Genomic DNA, 17,023 nt, shown 5'->3' with positions numbered 1-17,023 from the left:
GCTATCTCACACCCACAGCCATGATCGCCGATGAGTGCCTGCGACGCGCTCGCGCCGCAGGGGTAGTCGCCGCGACAGTTTGGGCAACGTCGTAGTTCAAGTCGTGCGAGATTATTTTGTACTCTCCGCCGAAGCGTAGGTGTGCCATTGCCTGCGTTTGAGTTTGCAGCCACATGCCGGCAACCTCGGCATAGTCGATTACTACATGGACATCCTTCACCCAAAAGGAAGGACTCTTTACGGGATCGCCTTCGATCCGCAGGATTCGGTATGAACCCTGGTCCACCCAGATGATGGCGTTGAGCAAATCCTTTCGTTCGTGTCGGGGCGTGATCTCCAGCTTGTAGCATCGAACTCCACCAACAACGCCTTGGCCTGCGTAAGCGAAATCGTAATTACTCTCGTTCACCATCATCATCTTGGGATCGCGGGTGGAGTCCACTTCGTGGTCAAGAATGCGGCGAACAACTTTCTCACCCATTCCACCGGTGCTCTGATCGATCCCGTAGCTCTTCACATTGGGAGGCAGAAAATTAACCTGCGCAAGCACCTCCGTGCGTGGCCGATTTACCCCCGAGCCAAAGACTTTGTATTCACGTGTGACTGAATAAGGTTTCGCACGCGCACGATTGTCTAACTGCGCCTCGATGATTCGTTTCACCAGAGTAGCCATGTCAGGGCGTTCGTTAGCTGCGCTCCCGAAATCGGCGGCTTCTGCGTTCGCGTTTGCAAAGAGCAAAGCAAGCAGCAGGGCGGCGGACATAGCCGTCGTAAGGGTGGACTGATAGCGGGGGCCCGGCATGACACAACTCCAGATAGTTAGGGGCGAACACCTGTTTAGAAGCGAAATCCGAGCTTAAGGAAGGCCAGATTCGGTGGAATTTTGTGAGTACCCGAATCAAGTGCTACATTCCTCGGGCAATGAAATTGCCTAGGTTCTCCGCCTTCTTCCTTGTTTTTCTTATTCTTACAGTTCTTATGGTTTCGGAGCGTGGCGCGTTCGCTCAGGACAGGCCGAGCGCTACTGATCCCGGACCCGGACTCAGTGCTTCTAGCCCGGACGCCAGAAAAGGGCTGGACGACTTTAACCGCGCCTTCATCAATGCCTGCCGAAGCATGAATCATGATGCCGCCGTTCAGTTGTGGACCGATGACGGAGTCGACCTACTGCCCGGCATGGAGCCCATGGTCGGCAAGACCGAAATCTCCGGCTGGCTCACGGGGCTCAGTGAGAAGATGAAGGGCGTAAAGGTGCTGCAGTGCGACGTCGATTGGCGGGGGACACGCATCGCCGGCGACGTTGCCTATGAATGGGGGATCAACACTCAGACTGTGTCGGTTCCCGACCGCGCTGAGCCAGTCAAGAACAAAGGCAAGATCACCCTGATCCTGCGGAAGCAAACCGATGGCTCATGGAAGCTGGCGTTAGAGTCGTGGAACGGTAGTCCGCAATGATGTTGTTCGGGCTCGCAGAGAACGTCAACTGCAAAAGCAAATACTCACGCAGATAAACGCGGATATGAGTATTTGCTTCTTGCTGCCCCTACCTCGCCATTAGAACTCCGCCGCGGGTTCTTCGCTCGGCGTACAGCGGAAAGTGCTCGGCCAGCTCGAATACTTGATGACGAATGCGATCCAGAGCCTTGTCGTCCGCACGACGCTCGAGTGCTTCGGCGATCCAGCGGCCGATCTGCTTCATATCAGATTCTTTCATGCCGCGCGTTGTGACCGCCGGCGTTCCAATTCGGATTCCACTCGGCTTTAGGGGCGGATTCGTGTCGAACGGAATTGCATTCTTGTTCACCGTAATGCCCGCCTTGCCCAGCGCCACTTCCGCTTCGCTGCCCAACATCCCTTTGGCGAAGACATCCACCAGCATGAGGTGGGTATCGGTTCCACCCGAAATGATGCGGAAGCCTGCATCTTTCAACGTCTGCGCCAGCACCTTCGCGTTGGCGACGATTTGCCGAGCATAGTCGGCGAAGGTGGGCTCCAGTGCTTCTTTGAACGCGACTGCCTTCGCCGCGATGATGTGCACGAGCGGCCCGCCTTGATGTCCGGGAAAGACGTTCTTGTCGACGGCCGCCGCATATTCCTGCTTGCAGAGGATCATGCCGGCGCGCGGCCCCCGCAACGTTTTATGTGTCGTGGTGGTCACAATCTGCGCGTGAGGAACCGGAGAAGGATGCACGCCGCCGGCGACGAGTCCGGCGAAATGCGCCATATCGATCAGGAGCAGGGCTCCGCAGAGGTCGGCGATTGCCCGCATTCGCTGGAAATCGAAGATGCGCGGATAAGCGCTGCCCCCTCCGATAATAAGCTTGGGCTTTTCGCGCATGGCGATTTGCTCAAGCTCGTCGTAATCGATAGTTTCGGTATCCTTGCGCACGCCGTAGGAGACGACTTTGTAAAGTTTGCCGGAGAAATTCAGCTTATGGCCATGCGTGAGATGACCGCCATGAGCAAGGTCGAGTCCCAAAATGGTATCGCCTGGCTGCAGCACGGAAGAATAAGCCGCAGCATTGGCTTGGGATCCTGAATGCGGCTGCACATTTACATGCTCCGCGTGAAAAAGTTGCTTCGCACGCTCACGAGCCAGGTTCTCCACTACATCCGTGAACTCGCAGCCGCCGTAGTAGCGCCTGCCCGGGTAGCCTTCCGCATACTTATTCGTGAATACGCTTCCCGCAGCTTCCAGAACTGCTTCGCTGACAAAGTTCTCTGAAGCGATAAGCTCCAGGCCCTCATGTTGACGGCGCTGCTCGTGCTCGATGGCCGCAAATACATCCGGATCGGCTTCCGATAGCGGGCGCTCCATGCGGTCGGCCATTAGCGCTGCACCTTCTCTGCTACGGATTTTGCCTGGGTGAATAAATATAGATAATCGGGGCCGCCAGCCTTGGAGTCGGTGCCGGACATGTTAAATCCGCCGAAGGGATGCGCGCCCACTATAGCTCCTGTGCACTTGCGATTGATGTACAGGTTCCCAACATGGAAATCGCGCTTGGCAGCTTCTATCTTGTCGCGCGAGGAGGTATAGATGGCGCCTGTTAGCCCGTATTCGGTGTTGTTAGCTATGGCCAGCGACTCCTCAAAATCCTTCGCCTTGATAACGGCCAGAACCGGACCAAAGATCTCTTCCTGAGAGATTCGTGCGTTTGGCGCCACGTCGGCGATGACTGTCGGCTGGACGTAATAGCCGTCACCATGTTCAGTCGCGCGCCCTCCCCCGTTGATGAGTCGCCCTTCTTTCTTGCCGATCTCGATGTACTCAAGAATCGATTTCATCGCGCCCTCGTTGACAACCGGGCCGGTGCTCTTGTTCTCGGCGGGATCCCCTTGCGCCAACTGGCTCACTCGATCGCGTAGTCGGGAGACGAAAAGATCGTAGACAGGCTCTTCGACGATCGCGCGCGAGCATGCCGAACACTTTTGCCCGTTGAAGCCGAACGCGGAGGCGACCACACCCTCGACAGCCGAATCCAAATCGCAATCCGCCTGCACGATAATGGAGTCCTTCCCACCCATCTCCAGTATCGTGCGCTTAATCCATATCTGCCCTTTGCGCGGTTGGGCTGCGCGCGAATGAATGTCGAGCCCAACCCCTTTCGATCCGGTGAAAGCGATGAAGCGGGTCTTAGGATGCTCCACTAGCGCGTTGCCGAACGTGGCTCCCGATCCGGGACAGAAGTTCACAACCCCGTCCGGCATTCCCGCTTCCTGCAGAGCCTCAAAAAACTTTGCTGCGATTGTGGGCGAGTCACTCGATGGTTTCAGGATCACAGTATTTCCGCAGACGATTGCAGCCGAAGTCATACCGGCCATGATCGCGAAGGGAAAGTTCCACGGTGGAATTACGGCACCGACGCCGAGAGGAATGTAGAGCAACTCGTCGCGCTCCCCGGGGAGTTGCACGGGCGTCTGCACTTTCGACAAGCGCAGGGCTTCTCGCGCGTAGAATTCGAGGAAGTCTATGGTCTCGCCGGTGTCCGCGTCAGCTTCAACCCAATTCTTTCCCACCTCGTAAACCATCCAGGCGTCGAATTCCAGCCGCCGCGACTGGATAATCGCGCTCGCATTCAGCAGCAACGCCGCTCGTTCCTCCCAGGATGTGGTGCGCCAGCTCTCGAATGCATTCAGAGCAGCGTGCATCGCAGGTTCCACGTGCTCGGCACCTGCCTTTTGGTGAACACCCACTAACTCCGACGGTTTAGCAGGATTTACCGACTTGATCTTTTCCTTGGTGCGGATCATTTCCCCGCCGATTACCAAGTCATACTCGGTCCCGAGCTGCGCGTGAACTTGGCGCAGAGCATCACGCATGGCCCGAGCATTCTCCGGACTGGTGAAGTCGATTGGTGGAGTATTCCGAAACTCGCCGCGAGGCGAACGTAAGGAAATAGCAGGAAGGGTCTCGACGGTTGCTGCCATTGGAGGATCCTTTTAGGAAGGTGTACTGCGGCAGCACGAGAGCTTGCCGCAACCTGATAGTTTACACCGCGTGTGACGCCCGCAAATGGCAGTACTTAGGCTTTCGCAGCAGCAAAGCTCTTTGCTGACGCTATGCGCCGCGAGACGGCAGGATGCGAATGGAAGAGGATCTCAATCACACGCGACGGCTTCTTCTCGGAGAGGTTTTGCGCGCTGAGCTTGTCCATCGCCGTGATGAAGGGATCGACACTCGGCACTGATTGCCAGCAGTAACGGTCTGCCTGACGTTCGTTGTAGCGTGAGTACGCGTTCAGCGCCGGCATCAGGATCAACGAAAGCCCTGCGGAAACGAGAGCCAGTAGCGGCAGATTTGCGAAATCGGAAAGCAGATCGAACATGTGCCACTGATAAGTCGCGTAGCGCAATACTTCATTCGCGGCCCAGAAGCCGACCAACGTGACGACCATCTGCAGGACGATGCTCTTAAGAATGTGCCGGTGCACATGATGTCCGAGTTCGTGGGCGAGCACCGCTTCGATCTCGTCATGCGAGTAGTTCTGCAGTAGCGTGTCCGCCAAGATGATACGGCGAGTATTCCCTAAACCTGTAAGCGCGGCATTTGCTTTCTTACTCTTTTCTGAAAGCTTCCATTCGTAGACTCCGCGCACACGGGTTCCGGCGCGCTCACTCAACTTTACGAGCCGATTCCGCAGCTCCTGATCTTCGAGCGGAACGAATTTGTAGAAGATAGGAAAGAGCACAACCGGGGCAAGCTGTGCGAACACCACAAACAGCGCCGTAAATGCGATCCAGGCGATGAGCCACCAATAAGTCGCTGCACTGCGGATAATCCAATAAACGAGTTCCGCCAATAGAGTCGCGAGCACCAGCCCGACGGCCCAGCCTTTTATTTCGTCGAGCATCCAGGCAGGTGCGTGTTGGTTCGAGAGATGGAAGCGATGTTCAAGGTGGAAGCTGTAGATGTCGAGCGGAAGGCTGATGGCTTTGCTGATAACAGTTAGGAGCAGCACATAAAAGAAGAGAGCCAGCGCATAGTGCTCGTGCGCAAAGCGCAAAGCGAAATCGCGGAGATCGCCCGTCCATCCCATCGCCAGCAGTACCACGAGGAAGGCGATTCCCAGTGTGGTATCCGCAACAGAAATCCAGCGGCGGATGCGGCTATACTGCCGCGCCTCGGGCGTGTCGGCATGGACGTGGCCGGCGACGTCGGTGTTGGTTGCAGACATCAGTGAGCTGCTGTTCCCGCCATTTCGTCCTGATAGACGAAGGCCTCAGCTGATTTTAGTAGCTGTTGCACAATTTCAGGCGATCCGGCCTCAGAGTAGACACGTAGCAATGGCTCCGTTCCGGAAGCACGCAGCAGTAGCCATGCCTCCGCCGGTGGCGCCGCGGTTCCCGGCCTTCCCTTTGGCGCATCGAGGAAGAACTTCACCCCGTCGAGGGTCTCGACACGCAAGACTTTGTTTCCGCCCATCTCGCGTACTCCGGACTTGGCGCGCGCGATCGCCGACTCTTTCAGCTCATTCGGGATGTGCATGTCGAGACGCGCGTAATAGTGCTCCCCGTATTTCTTCTGGAGGTCCTGCACCAGTTCGGCCAGCGTGCGCTTTTCTTCCGCCATCACGTTTGCGAGGAGAAGAGCATTGAGAATGCCGTCGCGTTCTGGCAGATGCCGCGTAATTCCGATCCCTCCGGACTCTTCGCCACCGATCAAGATATCGCGTTCCAGCATGAGATCGCAGATGTTCTTGAAACCTATACCGCATTCGTGCAGCTTGCGTCCATGCTCGGCGGAGATGCGATCGATCATCTTCGTCGTGTTGAATGCCCGCACTACCTCACCCGGCCACTTTTTGCGTTCAAGCAGCCAACGAAGCAGGATGGAATAAATCTTGTGCGCATCGACGTAACTGCCATCTTCCGCCACGGCGCCGATGCGATCTGCGTCTCCGTCCGTAATCAGGCCGCCATGGCAGCCTTCACGCACGACCGCCTCCTGGGCCTCGCGCACGTGCGGCTCAATTGGCTCCGGATTGATTCCAGGAAAGAGCGGATTCACTTCCGAGCGGATTTCAACGTGCTTGATGCCGCGTTCGGTGAAGATGCCGGAGAGCACACCGCGACCTGAACCGTACATAGAGTCAATCAGGAACTTGAATCCCGCGGCTGTGATCTTGTCGAGGTCGGCGAATTTCTTGATGGCAGCCCCGTAAGGCTGCTTGAAGTCAGTGTCGGTAATCGTGCCTGTTCTGGATCCTTTAGGTACCGGCTGGTCGAGCTCAGCTTCGATAGCTTGCATAATTGCCGGCCGACCCGATCCGCCATAACTCGCCTTGTACTTAACGCCATTCCAGTTGAACGGATTATGGCTCGAAGTGATCATCACGCCGCCCGCTGCGCCGAAGTGCTTCACACCGAACGAAAGCGCAGGCGTGGGTGTGTAGTCATCGGCCAAGCGAACGTCGATGCCCGCGGCAGTCAGCACCTCGGCAACGGCTTGCGCGAACAGGCGCGATCCGAATCGAGTGTCGTAGCCGACCATGACGCCACGGCGGCTGTCTTCATTCTTCAAAACATAGTTGGTAATGGCTGAGGCGGCGCGCCGGACGTTGGCGAAGGTGAAATCGTCAGCAATAATGCCCCGCCATCCGTCGGTTCCAAATTTAATTGGCTGCATAGATCGGCAAAAAGTCCTTCTAGTTTAGACGATTAGCAAGGTGCGAGCACCATACCGGCACCCAGTCCTCAAAGTTGGATGCAGAGTTGCCGGATGCGGACAAACCGGTTAAGGACCTGCGGCCGCCCTCGGCCGGGTGTTTGCTACGTGTACTTAGAGTGCGTGCTCGTGACCGTCAACTGGCGCTACCTGAATCTTCGTCTTGCCAGCAAAACCCGCGCGAGGGCGCGCGGGGGTCCTAGGAAGCTTTGTTTCACGAGTTCTGGCCTAGATCAGCTTCGTCAGCTTCTTCTCGGCCAGGTGCTTCACAACCTTGCCCACGTCCTGGGAGTGCTCCCGAGTCGTGATGAGGATGGCGTCTTCGGTCTCCACAACTACGAGGTTCTTCACGCCCACTGCCGCCACAAACTTCTTCGGCGAATACACGTAGTTGCCCTCGGCATTGAGAATGAATTGATCTTCGGCGTCGATCACGTTGGATCCGTCGCAATTGTGCGTGTTGGAGAGCTGGTGTTCGAAGAGCGCCGTCCACGATCCGAGATCATTCCATCCGAAATCGGCGCGCAGGCAGTACAGGTTCGACGAGTGCTCGCCTTTGGCGGAGCGCGGCTCCAAGACCGCATAGTCGATGCTGATGTTTTCGCACTTTTCGTAAAGGTGCGCGAAGATCGAGTGGAACTTCGCTGTTCCCCACGCCGCCGCAATCTCCTCGAGATAGGGCGCGGTCTCAGATAAATGCTCACGCATGGCGTTGACCAGCGTCTTCGCCGACCACAGAAAGATTCCGCTATTCCAGTAATAGTTGCCGGCGGCGAGGAACTCGTCGGCGCGTTGCTGATTGGGCTTCTCGGTAAAGCGATGCACGCGATACAAACCATCGCCAAGCTTCTCTCCGCCTTCGATGTATCCGTATCCCGTTTCGGGACGATTGGGCGCGATCCCCATCACGACGATATTTTCGCCAGCCGCGGCAAGTTCGACTCCTTCAGCGAGAACCTTGCGAAAGTTCTTCTCGTCCTTGATCACGTGGTCTGCCGGGAACATGCCAATGACTGCATTGGGGTTCTGCCGAGCGAGGAGGAATGCTGCCAGTCCGATCGCAGGAGCAGTGTTGCGTGCCACCGGTTCGGAGACGATCTGCCTTTTCGGCACCTTCTTTAGTTGCCCGCTGATTACTTCAAAGATGTGATCGTTCGTGATGACCCAGAAATTGTCTTCATCGGCCAGCGGGAGCAAGCGCTCGACGGTCTGCTGAATCATCGACTGGTCGCCGTCGAGGTTCAGAACCTGCTTAGCCATCTTGCGCCGGCTGCGCGGCCAGAAGCGCGTGCCGCTTCCGCCAGCAAGGATTACAGGATAGAAATTTGACATCTTTGTCATTGAGAGATCACGTTAGCGAGCCGCAGAAAATAAGTGCGCCGGGCTCTCGGTTTCTGGCTCCTTCGCGCTGGCAGGTACAGCCGCTCGCACAAACTCAAACTCCCATTGCGGCCGAATCCGGTATGGGCCAATGCAAGCTGGTACCACCGCCGCTTCGCCGCGCCCTACGCTTATTGCCGGAGTTCCATCGCATTCGATAATCCCGCATCCACGAAGTCCGATAATGCAGTGTGGGGACGATCGCCCGGGCGCCTCTTCAGTGCTTAACGTCTTGGTCTCTTTCAGAAACATCTTATCGACCACGAAAGACGGCGACGAGACCAGCACTACGCGGCCGTTGCCGCCACGGCTCTTTACTTTTCCTGCGCGCGTTACTTCTTTCATCGCCTCCAGACCCAGATCCAGATGCAGCTCGCGCGGACGCCCGTAATCGTACAGCCGGTAAGTCGTATCAGAGTTTTGCTGGGTTTCAAGCAGCACACAATCCGGACCAATCGCGTGAACAGTGCCGGCGTCGACATAAATCATGTCTCCGGTCTTCACCGGAATCCAGTTCAGCAATTCCTCCATGTTCTTGCCACGAATCGAAGCCTCAACCTCTTTTCGGCTTGTTCCGGACTTCAATCCTAGTCCCACTTTGGCACTGGGAGCAGCATCGAGCACATACCAGCACTCGGTTTTGCCGCACGGCAATCCAACCTTCTTTGCTCCTTCGTCGTCAGGGTGGACCTGTACTGAGAGCTTGTCTTTCGGAAAGATGATTTTTACCAGCAGGGGAAAGCGTCGTTCCCGTGCCAGGCTGCCGTTCAGCTTTTCTCCAAACTGCTGCGAGACCTCGCCGAGCGTGCGGCCTTGAAGAGTTCCGTTGGCGACGCGACAGCCCTCGCCCGTGAGCCAGACTTCGCCGATTGGCTCATGTCCAACCTTGTGGGAAGGATAAAACGCGCTCAGATCGTTCGTGCCCCAGATTCGCTCATGGAATTCCGGCAGCAGCAAAAGTGGATACAGTTGTCCCATGGGGAAGGAATGTCCAGTGTAGCTGAAATCCAGCGACGAGCTTCAGAATCAGGCGCTTACGCGATATTAGACGCAGCTCCCGCCAGAGATGTTGGCTGGCACCAACCGGCCACCAACCAGATTCTGCGCGACCCTGATGTCAGTTCTAGATGAGAGCCGCGAGCCACTCGACTGCTAATGAACTGGCTCCTGCGCCTGAATTGGAGTTTGTGGCTTGGGTTGCCGTTGCAGTAAGCCCGAGTCCACGGTCTGCCCAGTTCGCGAGATTGTCTGGAAGTACAGCTTATCGCCACTGATCTCGACCAGCATGAAGGTGCAATCCGTGTCGAAGCCGGCTGCCATAATGTTCGAGCCTTGACGCAAGTTGTGGTACCGCAATTGGCCCGAGTTGCCGACCAAAAAGAAGTAAATCCCCTCTTCCGGTTTGAAGCGCTCGTAAACATGGTCATGACCAGACAGCACCACATTCATGCCGTACTTCGTAAAGATCGGCATGAGCCGCTTCCGCAGGTCCAAATCGGGACCATGAAAACGACCATCCGAGTACAAAGGATGATGAAAGTATGCAATCTTCCACTTCGCCGTGGATCCGCTCAGCTGGTTTTGGATCCAGTCGAGCTGCCTTGAGTCCATGTAGTTGCTGTCGAGAACAAAAAACTGCAAGTCGCCCTTCTTGAACGAGTAGTAGTGTTGGCCGTTCATGTTGAAAGGCTTGTACAGCGTCTCGTTCGAGTCGTCGTGATTTCCCAGGCACGCGTAGAACTTCACTCCGGCGTCAAGCAGCGGCTTGTAGGGAGCTTCGAATTTGCGTTCGATGTCCTTGGGCTTATGACTTCCATAGATGTTGTCGCCCATCATGGTCACGAAGTCATATCCGACGACCTTGCGGTATGCCTCCATCTCAGCGGCGACTTCATACTGGGGCGTATCTCCGGTTCCGTTGTCCCCAATTACGGCAAAGCGTACGGATTTATCTTCCAGAGGCAGCTTCACATCGACCGGAGCCGGGGCCGACGCTACGGCTTGTGGGGCGTGCGCGAAGATGGCTGCGAGCTGAGAAGGCGGACGAAGAGAGACGAGGCCACAGCCGAGGACAACAACAGCAACAATGGCCAGGATTCGGCGACTCATTTCTTCTGCGTCATGGTCAGATCGGGAATTACATCGACGATCAGGTTCGATTGAGTATCGCGCAAGATCAATTCACGTCCCACAAAGCGATACTCCAACTCCTTCGGCAAGCGAGGTAGATTGAGCAGCAGAGAGGGTGGCATTGACTGTAATGGTAAGCCATCCGGATAGGCGGCATTTACCTCCAGGTGCCCGCCCTTAAGAGGCTCAGCCCGCTGGAAGCTCGTGCGAATGAGTGCACCATCCTTGCTGCGCATGGCTCCTGTAACCAGGTGCTGGAACAGTCCGGCAACTTCCGGAGTGAAGATGTCGCCCTGCTTAGCCTGAGGACGAAGAGTTCGAATACTGTCAGAAAGCTGCTTCTGAAACTCAGTAATCTTGGACGGTGTCTCTGTGTTCTTCGGGACGGAGAGCCCACTTAGGGCCTTTTGGCGAAGCTTCATGTAGTCCGCTACGTTTTGCTCGAACTTTGCCCCGATAGCCGCATTGGCATTCACCGGCGGACCCGATTTTTTCTGCTCTGCCGCGACAACAGCCGTGCTCAACAACAGACTACTCAGAATTAGGGACTTGATTCGTGTCAGGGCATCGACTTTGAGTCGTGCCGTTAAGCGGCGCATTCCTTCATTTCCGCTCCGCCGAAGGCCTGCGCGTAGCAAAGGGGAGCGCAAGAAAAAAAGAATGCTTTTCTCTTTGTCGCTGTGCCCTTCGGTCTCCGCTCTAGCCTGCGGCAGCGAGGAAAGGGGCGTGTCACAGGCATCTCTCGGCACGACTGAAAGTCGATGCCCTGACACGAGGCAGAAGCCGCCTTCATTGCTCCGTGATGGAACTAACATTCCATTTCGAAACATCGTCGATTGTTGTCCTGATCTGCGCATTATGCTTCCGGTTCGCGCTGTTGTTCTACTGCGTCTTCCACTGACTCACGCACCACTTGTTTCACCGCCTGCTTAACCGCAAGCTTTACGGTCTCCTCGATCTCTTCGTGGTCGATTGCCACGCCATTGCCGGGCTTTAGAACATCTTTCACTACCTCTTCCACGACGGGAGCTACAGGAGGCAGAATTTTGGTCACTGCCTTGGCGACTTTTTTTGCGACCTTCGCGGCCGGCGGTTTCACTACATCATCCGCATCATCTCCGGCTGTAACTACGCCCGCTTTCCAATCCTCCTCGAAGACTTCCATAACCCTCGCGATCGCTCCAGCACCGCGAAAGATCGCGCCAATTTCACGGCGGGAGTCGAGCTCGAGCTCGCGCATGCTCTGGCTTCCAATGAACGCTTCTTTGCGGTCACGGACGATCGTTCGCGTATGCAGCCGCAACTCCGGCAATTGCCGAATTGAAATCTGGCTGCTATGGCGCGCCATCTTCCCGATCACTCGGATTTCAACGCCATCGCGAGCTCGTTCCTCGAGCAGTTTGATCATTTCGCGATCGCTGATCTTCACGTCGTAAATCAGCAATTCCTTTTTTGCGCCTTTAATGAACTTGGCGAGCTCCTCGCGTGCGTTCAGCGGACTAACTAAGAAGCGAGACGATCTCGGCTTGTATGGACGACGCTTGCAATCGCAATCAAATAGTTCTTCCGCCCCTTTGAGTAATTCTTTTTCCCGAGTGATGAGGCCAAAGCTGCGGCTGCGCTCGATGTCAACTTGCGTGTAGTTGAACGCCAGAAGATGGAGTTCCTTGCCATCCACAATCATCATTTTGCCGTGATAACGCACGAGATCGTCCGCGGTGCGTGCCACGGTGACACCCCGCTCGAGAAAACGCATTTCTAGTTTGCGCAGATTCCTCTCTCCACCTCGATTGGTGAAGGTGATCAGCGCATCTACGGAGACGCCACGCTTTACCGCATCTTCGAGCGCCTTCTCGATCTCCAGCCGGTCAAACCGGAAGATCACAATCTGAACGCTTTTCTTCGCTTTCTTAATGGCCTTAACCAGTGGCCCTATGCCGTCTCCCGGCTGGACAAGCAATTTCAATTGAGTCGATTTCCTCCCGCCATCTGAGTTCCTGCAAGCTTGGATGCTGAATCCAGAAGAGATGCGAGGGTTGCACAGCAATGTAGGCAGCCTATTCAGGTGTTCTGGCTATCTAACACCTCCAGCCGTCGCCCGGATCCAAACGAGGACCTTTGACTGGCGTAAGCGGCGGATCAGAGCATCTGTCGCTCCGTCCTTTGGATACCTGTGATTTAAACATGCGCAAAACAGTCAGGCACGTTTCAATCTTCCTTTTCCTTCTCGGCCTTCCGGGATTAGGTTTTGCCCAAAACGAGAAGACGAAACCTGCTCAAGCCGAGCCGCCGTTGATTTGGCGAGATCCCGGCGATATCTCCTCTCGCAATCTGCTTTGTGGCTCCGGCGGTGAGAAGGGGCGGCCCGATTCGTCTGTTACCTTCGAGAAAGAAGACACCGAGGGCTCAAATCCCAAGTTTGATGTTCACGACCAGGATGGGGAAAAGTGGAAGGTCAAGCTCGGGGTGGAAGCCCGTCCGGAAACTGCGGCAACCCGCCTTCTATGGGCAGTAGGCTACTTCACCGAGAATGACTACTTAGTACCTGAACTCCGCGTCAAGAATCTGCCGCCACATTTGCATCGCGGCCAGAATTTCATAAGCAGCGGAGGCTTAGTCAAGGATGCCCGCGTTAAGCGTCACCCGCAGCATGCGGAAAAAAAGGATACCTGGCGCTGGAAGAAAAGCCCGTTTTATGGCACCCGCGAGTTCAACGGACTGCGTGTGATGATGTCCCTGTTCAATAACTGGGACGTCAAGGACGAGAACAACGCTATCTACCAAGATAAGCGCAGCGGTACGGAGATGTACCTAGTCAGCGATGTCGGAGCTTCATTTGGAAGCATTGGATACCGGCTAGGTGCAGGACGCGGCAAAGGTTCGCTAGATCTCTACAAGAAATCAAAGTTCATTTCCCGCGTCCACGACGGCAAGGTGGACTTCGCCTCCCCAGCGCACTCCACCGTAATCGGACTGCTCGGCATCTTCTCAATTCCCAATTTTGTAACCCGCATGCGCCTGCGCTGGATCGGACGCAACATCCCAGTCGAAGACGCCAAATGGATCGGCGGCTTACTGGCACAGCTCAAACCCGAACAGATTCAAGACGCATTCCACGCCGCAGGCTACTCGGACAAAGACGTGATGACCTACTCTGATGTCGTGGAGAAGCGAATTGCAGAGTTGAGGAAGTTGTGAACGCTGCGCGTCGGCGCTCCATCGCTTAAATCCAGTGAGTTACGGCGTTCCCTGGGCAGATTTCCATATCCATTCCAACCTCGAATACGTACTTTGATTAAAAGGGGAGAATGCGTACCAAGTTCTCATGAGCTATCGGTTGCACGCTCCGACTGGGTATACGCTTTCCCACGGTACTGACTGTTTATGAAGTGGCAATTCCCCTTGGTTTTAAAGGGGTTTCGCAGCTAAGTTCGTTGTATACTTCGTTAACTCTTCCGTACCTCACTTCCCAGAGACAGCGTCTATGGATCGCCACGATCGACGACACGAGGACCCGACTATGGCCGGCAACGGTCCGGCCATCAAAGATTCGAGTTCCGGATCGGGCATTCCCAGTCCCTTTTTTGGACGCGGCGATGAGACCGGTGTTGGGCCGATTACACCTGAGCCGGGGGCTTCCTCCGGACCCATTGGTCCCAGTTCGGGCCCGGTTGGGGCGAGGTCTGCCGCTGGTCCAGCCCCTGCGAGTGATTCCATACCGATTCCCGATTTTGGTTCACGGTACAGAGTAGAAGGCAAACTCGGCGAAGGGGGAATGGGGGCCGTCTACAAGGCCTATGACCTCGAACTCGATCGGATGGTGGCGCTTAAGGTCATCCGCTCCGAACTGATGGCAAATACGGACATTGTGCAGCGCTTCAAGCAGGAATTGCTGCTCGCCAGCCGCATTTCCCATAAGCACGTCCTGCGTATTCATGACTTGGGCGAGGGTGCCGGGGTGAAGTTCATCTCGATGGCCTACATCGAGGGCCGCAGCCTTGCGGAGGTCTTACAGCAGCACATCATCTTGCCGTTGGATAAAGCGCTCGATTTCGGCAAACAGATCTGCCAGGCCCTGGCCGCTGCCCACCAGGAAGGCGTGGTGCACCGCGACCTGAAGCCGCAAAATATCCTGATCGACCAGGCGCAATGCGTGTATGTCTCCGATTTCGGCCTGGCAAAGTCGCTGGAGGCTGACGCTCTGGCAGTGACCGCGATGACCGCGGTAGGGCAGGTACTTGGCACTCCGCGCTATATGTCGCCGGAACAGGTGGAGTGCTCTGCGGTCGACGGCCGTAGTGACATCTATTCGTTTGGTCTGATGCTGTACGAGATGGTCACCGGGGATTTGCCTTTTCAGGGCAACACGCTCCAGCTGATGCTCGGACGTGTTCAGTCCATGCCCCGGAATCCGACGCTGCTGAACTCCAAGCTGCCGCCTTATCTGGCCGGCATCATCATGCGCTGCCTGGAGAAGGATGTTGCTCGACGGTATCAAACCTTCGACGACGTGCTTGGTGACTTGGAAGCCGAGCATTGCACGCCTGCGGGAAAGACACGGAAGACAAAGCAGATTACCCTGCCGCACTTTTCGGCGGCTTCCATCATTGTCACCGTGCTCGCTCTGGCCGTTCTCATCGGTGGCGGAATTGCCGTTCGGCGTTACATGCTGGAACCTGGTACATCGAACCAGGCGGTTGCCGCTCCTACCAAGTTCGTGGCTGTTCTACCCTTCCGGGACATGAGCCAACGGAGCGGCGAGGACTACCTCGCAGAAGGTATCAGCGAAGCGCTCTATACCAAGTTATTTGGATTGAAAGACGTACAGGTCGCTTCGCCGTCCGACGTGCAACGAATCAAAAACGTTGACGATCTGGCAAACAATATCGGACGAGCGTTAGGAGTAAAGTTTGTAATTAGAGGCACTGTAGAATCCGATGGCGACAGGCTGGTGATTGGCGTGAAGCTTGACGACGCTGCCACCGGCAAACGACTCCTACAGAAGGACTTTCGCGGAGTCCGTCAAGACATTCTTATTACTCAGGATCAAGTCTACTCTGAGCTTCTCAAGATTATTGAGGGCAAGCCATCCGACGAAGGTGTGTCGCGCACCAGTCTTCACCAGACCGAAAACTATGCCGCGTACGAGCAATATCTGAAAGGCAAGAGTGCCATGCGCGGTCAGCTTGACGTTAAGAACGTGAAGAATGCTATCCACTTCTATGAGTTGGCTATTAAGGAAGATCCGAGCTTCGCGATTGCGTACTCTGGAATCGCCGACGCCAACCTGAGAATGTGGAAGGCTACCAAGCAGGGCGACTGGGCACAGCAGGCATTGAGCGCGGCCCAGGCGGCGCAAAGTCAGAACGACAACCTTCCAGAAGTCCACTTTGCCTTGGGCAGTGCTTACATCGCGACGGGCAAAACTGCGGAAGCTGTATCCGAGATAAAGCGAGCCCTGGAATTGGCTCCAAACTCCGATGACGGCTATCGGCGGTTAGGAGACGCATTCCGCGCTGGGAATAACAAACAGGAAGCCTTGGCAGCTTATGAGAAGGCGATCGAACTGAACCGGTACTACTGGTTCAACTACAACGTGCTCGGTAGTGCGTGCGTCAAGTTCAGCGAGTACCCAAGAGCCTTAGAGGCATTCAAACGCGTAACGGAACTAGAACCCGGGGAAGTAGCGGGGTATCAGAATCTGAGTGCCGTTTACTTAAGCATGGGGGACTACGAAAAAGCCGTTCCCATCCTGCAGAAGTCGTTAGAGATCAAGAAACATTCAGTCGGGTATTCGAACCTTGGGACTGCATACTTTTACCTGAAGCAGTATGACAAGGCCGTCGAGATGTTTAACGAAGCTGTGAATCTGGATCGTGCGGGCGGCGACGCTTCCGAAATCCATCTCGGCAATCTAGCCGATTCTTATCGTTGGGCGGGCAAGACCCAGGAAGCGAATGCAACGTATGATCAAGCCATTGCCCAGGGATTCAAAGAGGTACAAGTGAATCCGAAAGATGCCTCGCGCATGGGGCGAATAGCGCTGTATTACGCGAAGAAGGGCGACAGCAGCAAAGCCGCCGACCTGATTCGCCGCGCCCGGGCCATTGATGCCAACGACGCTACGCTGATCTACACGCAAGCTGTCGTGCAGTGGCTCAACGGACGTCAGGACGACGCTCTTAATAGCCTAGGGCAGGCTTTGGACAAGAAGTATTCGTTGCGCGAGATCCAAAGCGATCCAGAACTCTCCAAGCTCGTTGCGCTTCCTCAGTTCACAGACCTAGTAAAGCAAGTCCAGCAAAAATCTAACTGATGCTGGGGTACCAGCGGTGGCCGCTGGCT

General features: G+C 55.8%; 13 protein-coding genes. 3 read left to right on the top strand and 10 right to left on the bottom strand.

From position 1 onward, the window contains the following. Position 1: 1 nt before the first annotated feature. Positions 2 to 802, bottom strand: coding sequence for a hypothetical protein (locus VNX88_07600; GenBank protein ID HWY68515.1), 801 nt, complete (start codon positions 800 to 802; stop codon positions 2 to 4). A 176-nt stretch (positions 803 to 978) separates the two neighbouring features. Between VNX88_07600 and VNX88_07595 the strand changes: the two genes are divergently transcribed. Beyond that, positions 979 to 1,455 (top strand): DUF4440 domain-containing protein, encoded by a 477-nt coding sequence (locus VNX88_07595; protein HWY68514.1) that lies wholly within the window; start codon positions 979 to 981, stop codon positions 1,453 to 1,455. Positions 1,456 to 1,543: 88 nt separating this feature from the next. Here the strand turns inward: VNX88_07595 and glyA are convergent, their stop codons facing one another. From glyA to VNX88_07550, 9 genes are all read right to left on the bottom strand, one after another. Continuing rightward, complete coding sequence (gene glyA, locus VNX88_07590; protein HWY68513.1) at positions 1,544 to 2,830, bottom strand: serine hydroxymethyltransferase; 1,287 nt, start codon at positions 2,828 to 2,830, stop codon at positions 1,544 to 1,546. Next, complete coding sequence (pruA, locus tag VNX88_07585; protein HWY68512.1) at positions 2,830 to 4,431, bottom strand: L-glutamate gamma-semialdehyde dehydrogenase; 1,602 nt, start codon at positions 4,429 to 4,431, stop codon at positions 2,830 to 2,832. The genes glyA and pruA overlap by 1 nt, the downstream gene beginning before the upstream one ends. A gap of 95 nt (positions 4,432 to 4,526) precedes the next feature. Next, a complete protein-coding gene (locus VNX88_07580; GenBank protein ID HWY68511.1) occupies positions 4,527 to 5,678 on the bottom strand; it encodes a M48 family metallopeptidase in 1,152 nt (383 codons plus the stop codon). Next, positions 5,678 to 7,129: a phosphoglucomutase/phosphomannomutase family protein gene (locus VNX88_07575; protein HWY68510.1), complete on the bottom strand. Its 1,452-nt coding sequence runs from the start codon at positions 7,127 to 7,129 to the stop codon at positions 5,678 to 5,680. Before VNX88_07575 ends, VNX88_07580 begins: the two co-directional genes overlap by 1 nt. Positions 7,130 to 7,396: 267 nt before the next feature. Beyond that, complete coding sequence (locus VNX88_07570; GenBank protein HWY68509.1) at positions 7,397 to 8,509, bottom strand: mannose-1-phosphate guanylyltransferase; 1,113 nt, start codon at positions 8,507 to 8,509, stop codon at positions 7,397 to 7,399. 12 nt (positions 8,510 to 8,521) lie between these two features. Further along, entirely contained in the window at positions 8,522 to 9,526 is a 1,005-nt protein-coding gene (locus tag VNX88_07565; protein ID HWY68508.1) for a type I phosphomannose isomerase catalytic subunit, read from the bottom strand. A 174-nt stretch (positions 9,527 to 9,700) separates the two neighbouring features. After that, entirely contained in the window at positions 9,701 to 10,657 is a 957-nt protein-coding gene (locus VNX88_07560; protein ID HWY68507.1) for a metallophosphoesterase, read from the bottom strand. After that, positions 10,654 to 11,277, bottom strand: coding sequence for a hypothetical protein (locus VNX88_07555; GenBank protein HWY68506.1), 624 nt, complete (start codon positions 11,275 to 11,277; stop codon positions 10,654 to 10,656). The genes VNX88_07560 and VNX88_07555 overlap by 4 nt, the downstream gene beginning before the upstream one ends. 257 nt (positions 11,278 to 11,534) lie before the next feature. Continuing rightward, complete coding sequence (locus VNX88_07550) at positions 11,535 to 12,644, bottom strand: phospholipase D-like domain-containing protein (GenBank protein ID HWY68505.1); 1,110 nt, start codon at positions 12,642 to 12,644, stop codon at positions 11,535 to 11,537. 218 nt (positions 12,645 to 12,862) lie between these two features. Here VNX88_07550 and VNX88_07545 point away from each other — a divergent pair, with 218 nt between their 5' ends. Both VNX88_07545 and VNX88_07540 read left to right on the top strand, forming a co-directional pair. Beyond that, a complete protein-coding gene (locus tag VNX88_07545; GenBank protein HWY68504.1) occupies positions 12,863 to 13,876 on the top strand; it encodes a hypothetical protein in 1,014 nt (337 codons plus the stop codon). A gap of 286 nt (positions 13,877 to 14,162) precedes the next feature. Next, positions 14,163 to 16,994 carry a protein kinase gene (locus VNX88_07540; GenBank protein HWY68503.1) on the top strand — a complete coding sequence of 944 codons (2,832 nt, stop codon included), beginning with the start codon at positions 14,163 to 14,165 and terminating at the stop codon, positions 16,992 to 16,994. Positions 16,995 to 17,023: the final 29 nt, after the last annotated feature.

The sequence above is a fragment of the Terriglobales bacterium genome, assembly GCA_035567895.1.
Taxonomy (GTDB): Bacteria; Acidobacteriota; Terriglobia; order Terriglobales; family Acidobacteriaceae; genus Gp1-AA112.
Note: the sequence above shows the minus strand (reverse complement) of the source record. Positions and strands in the feature narration are given on the sequence as shown.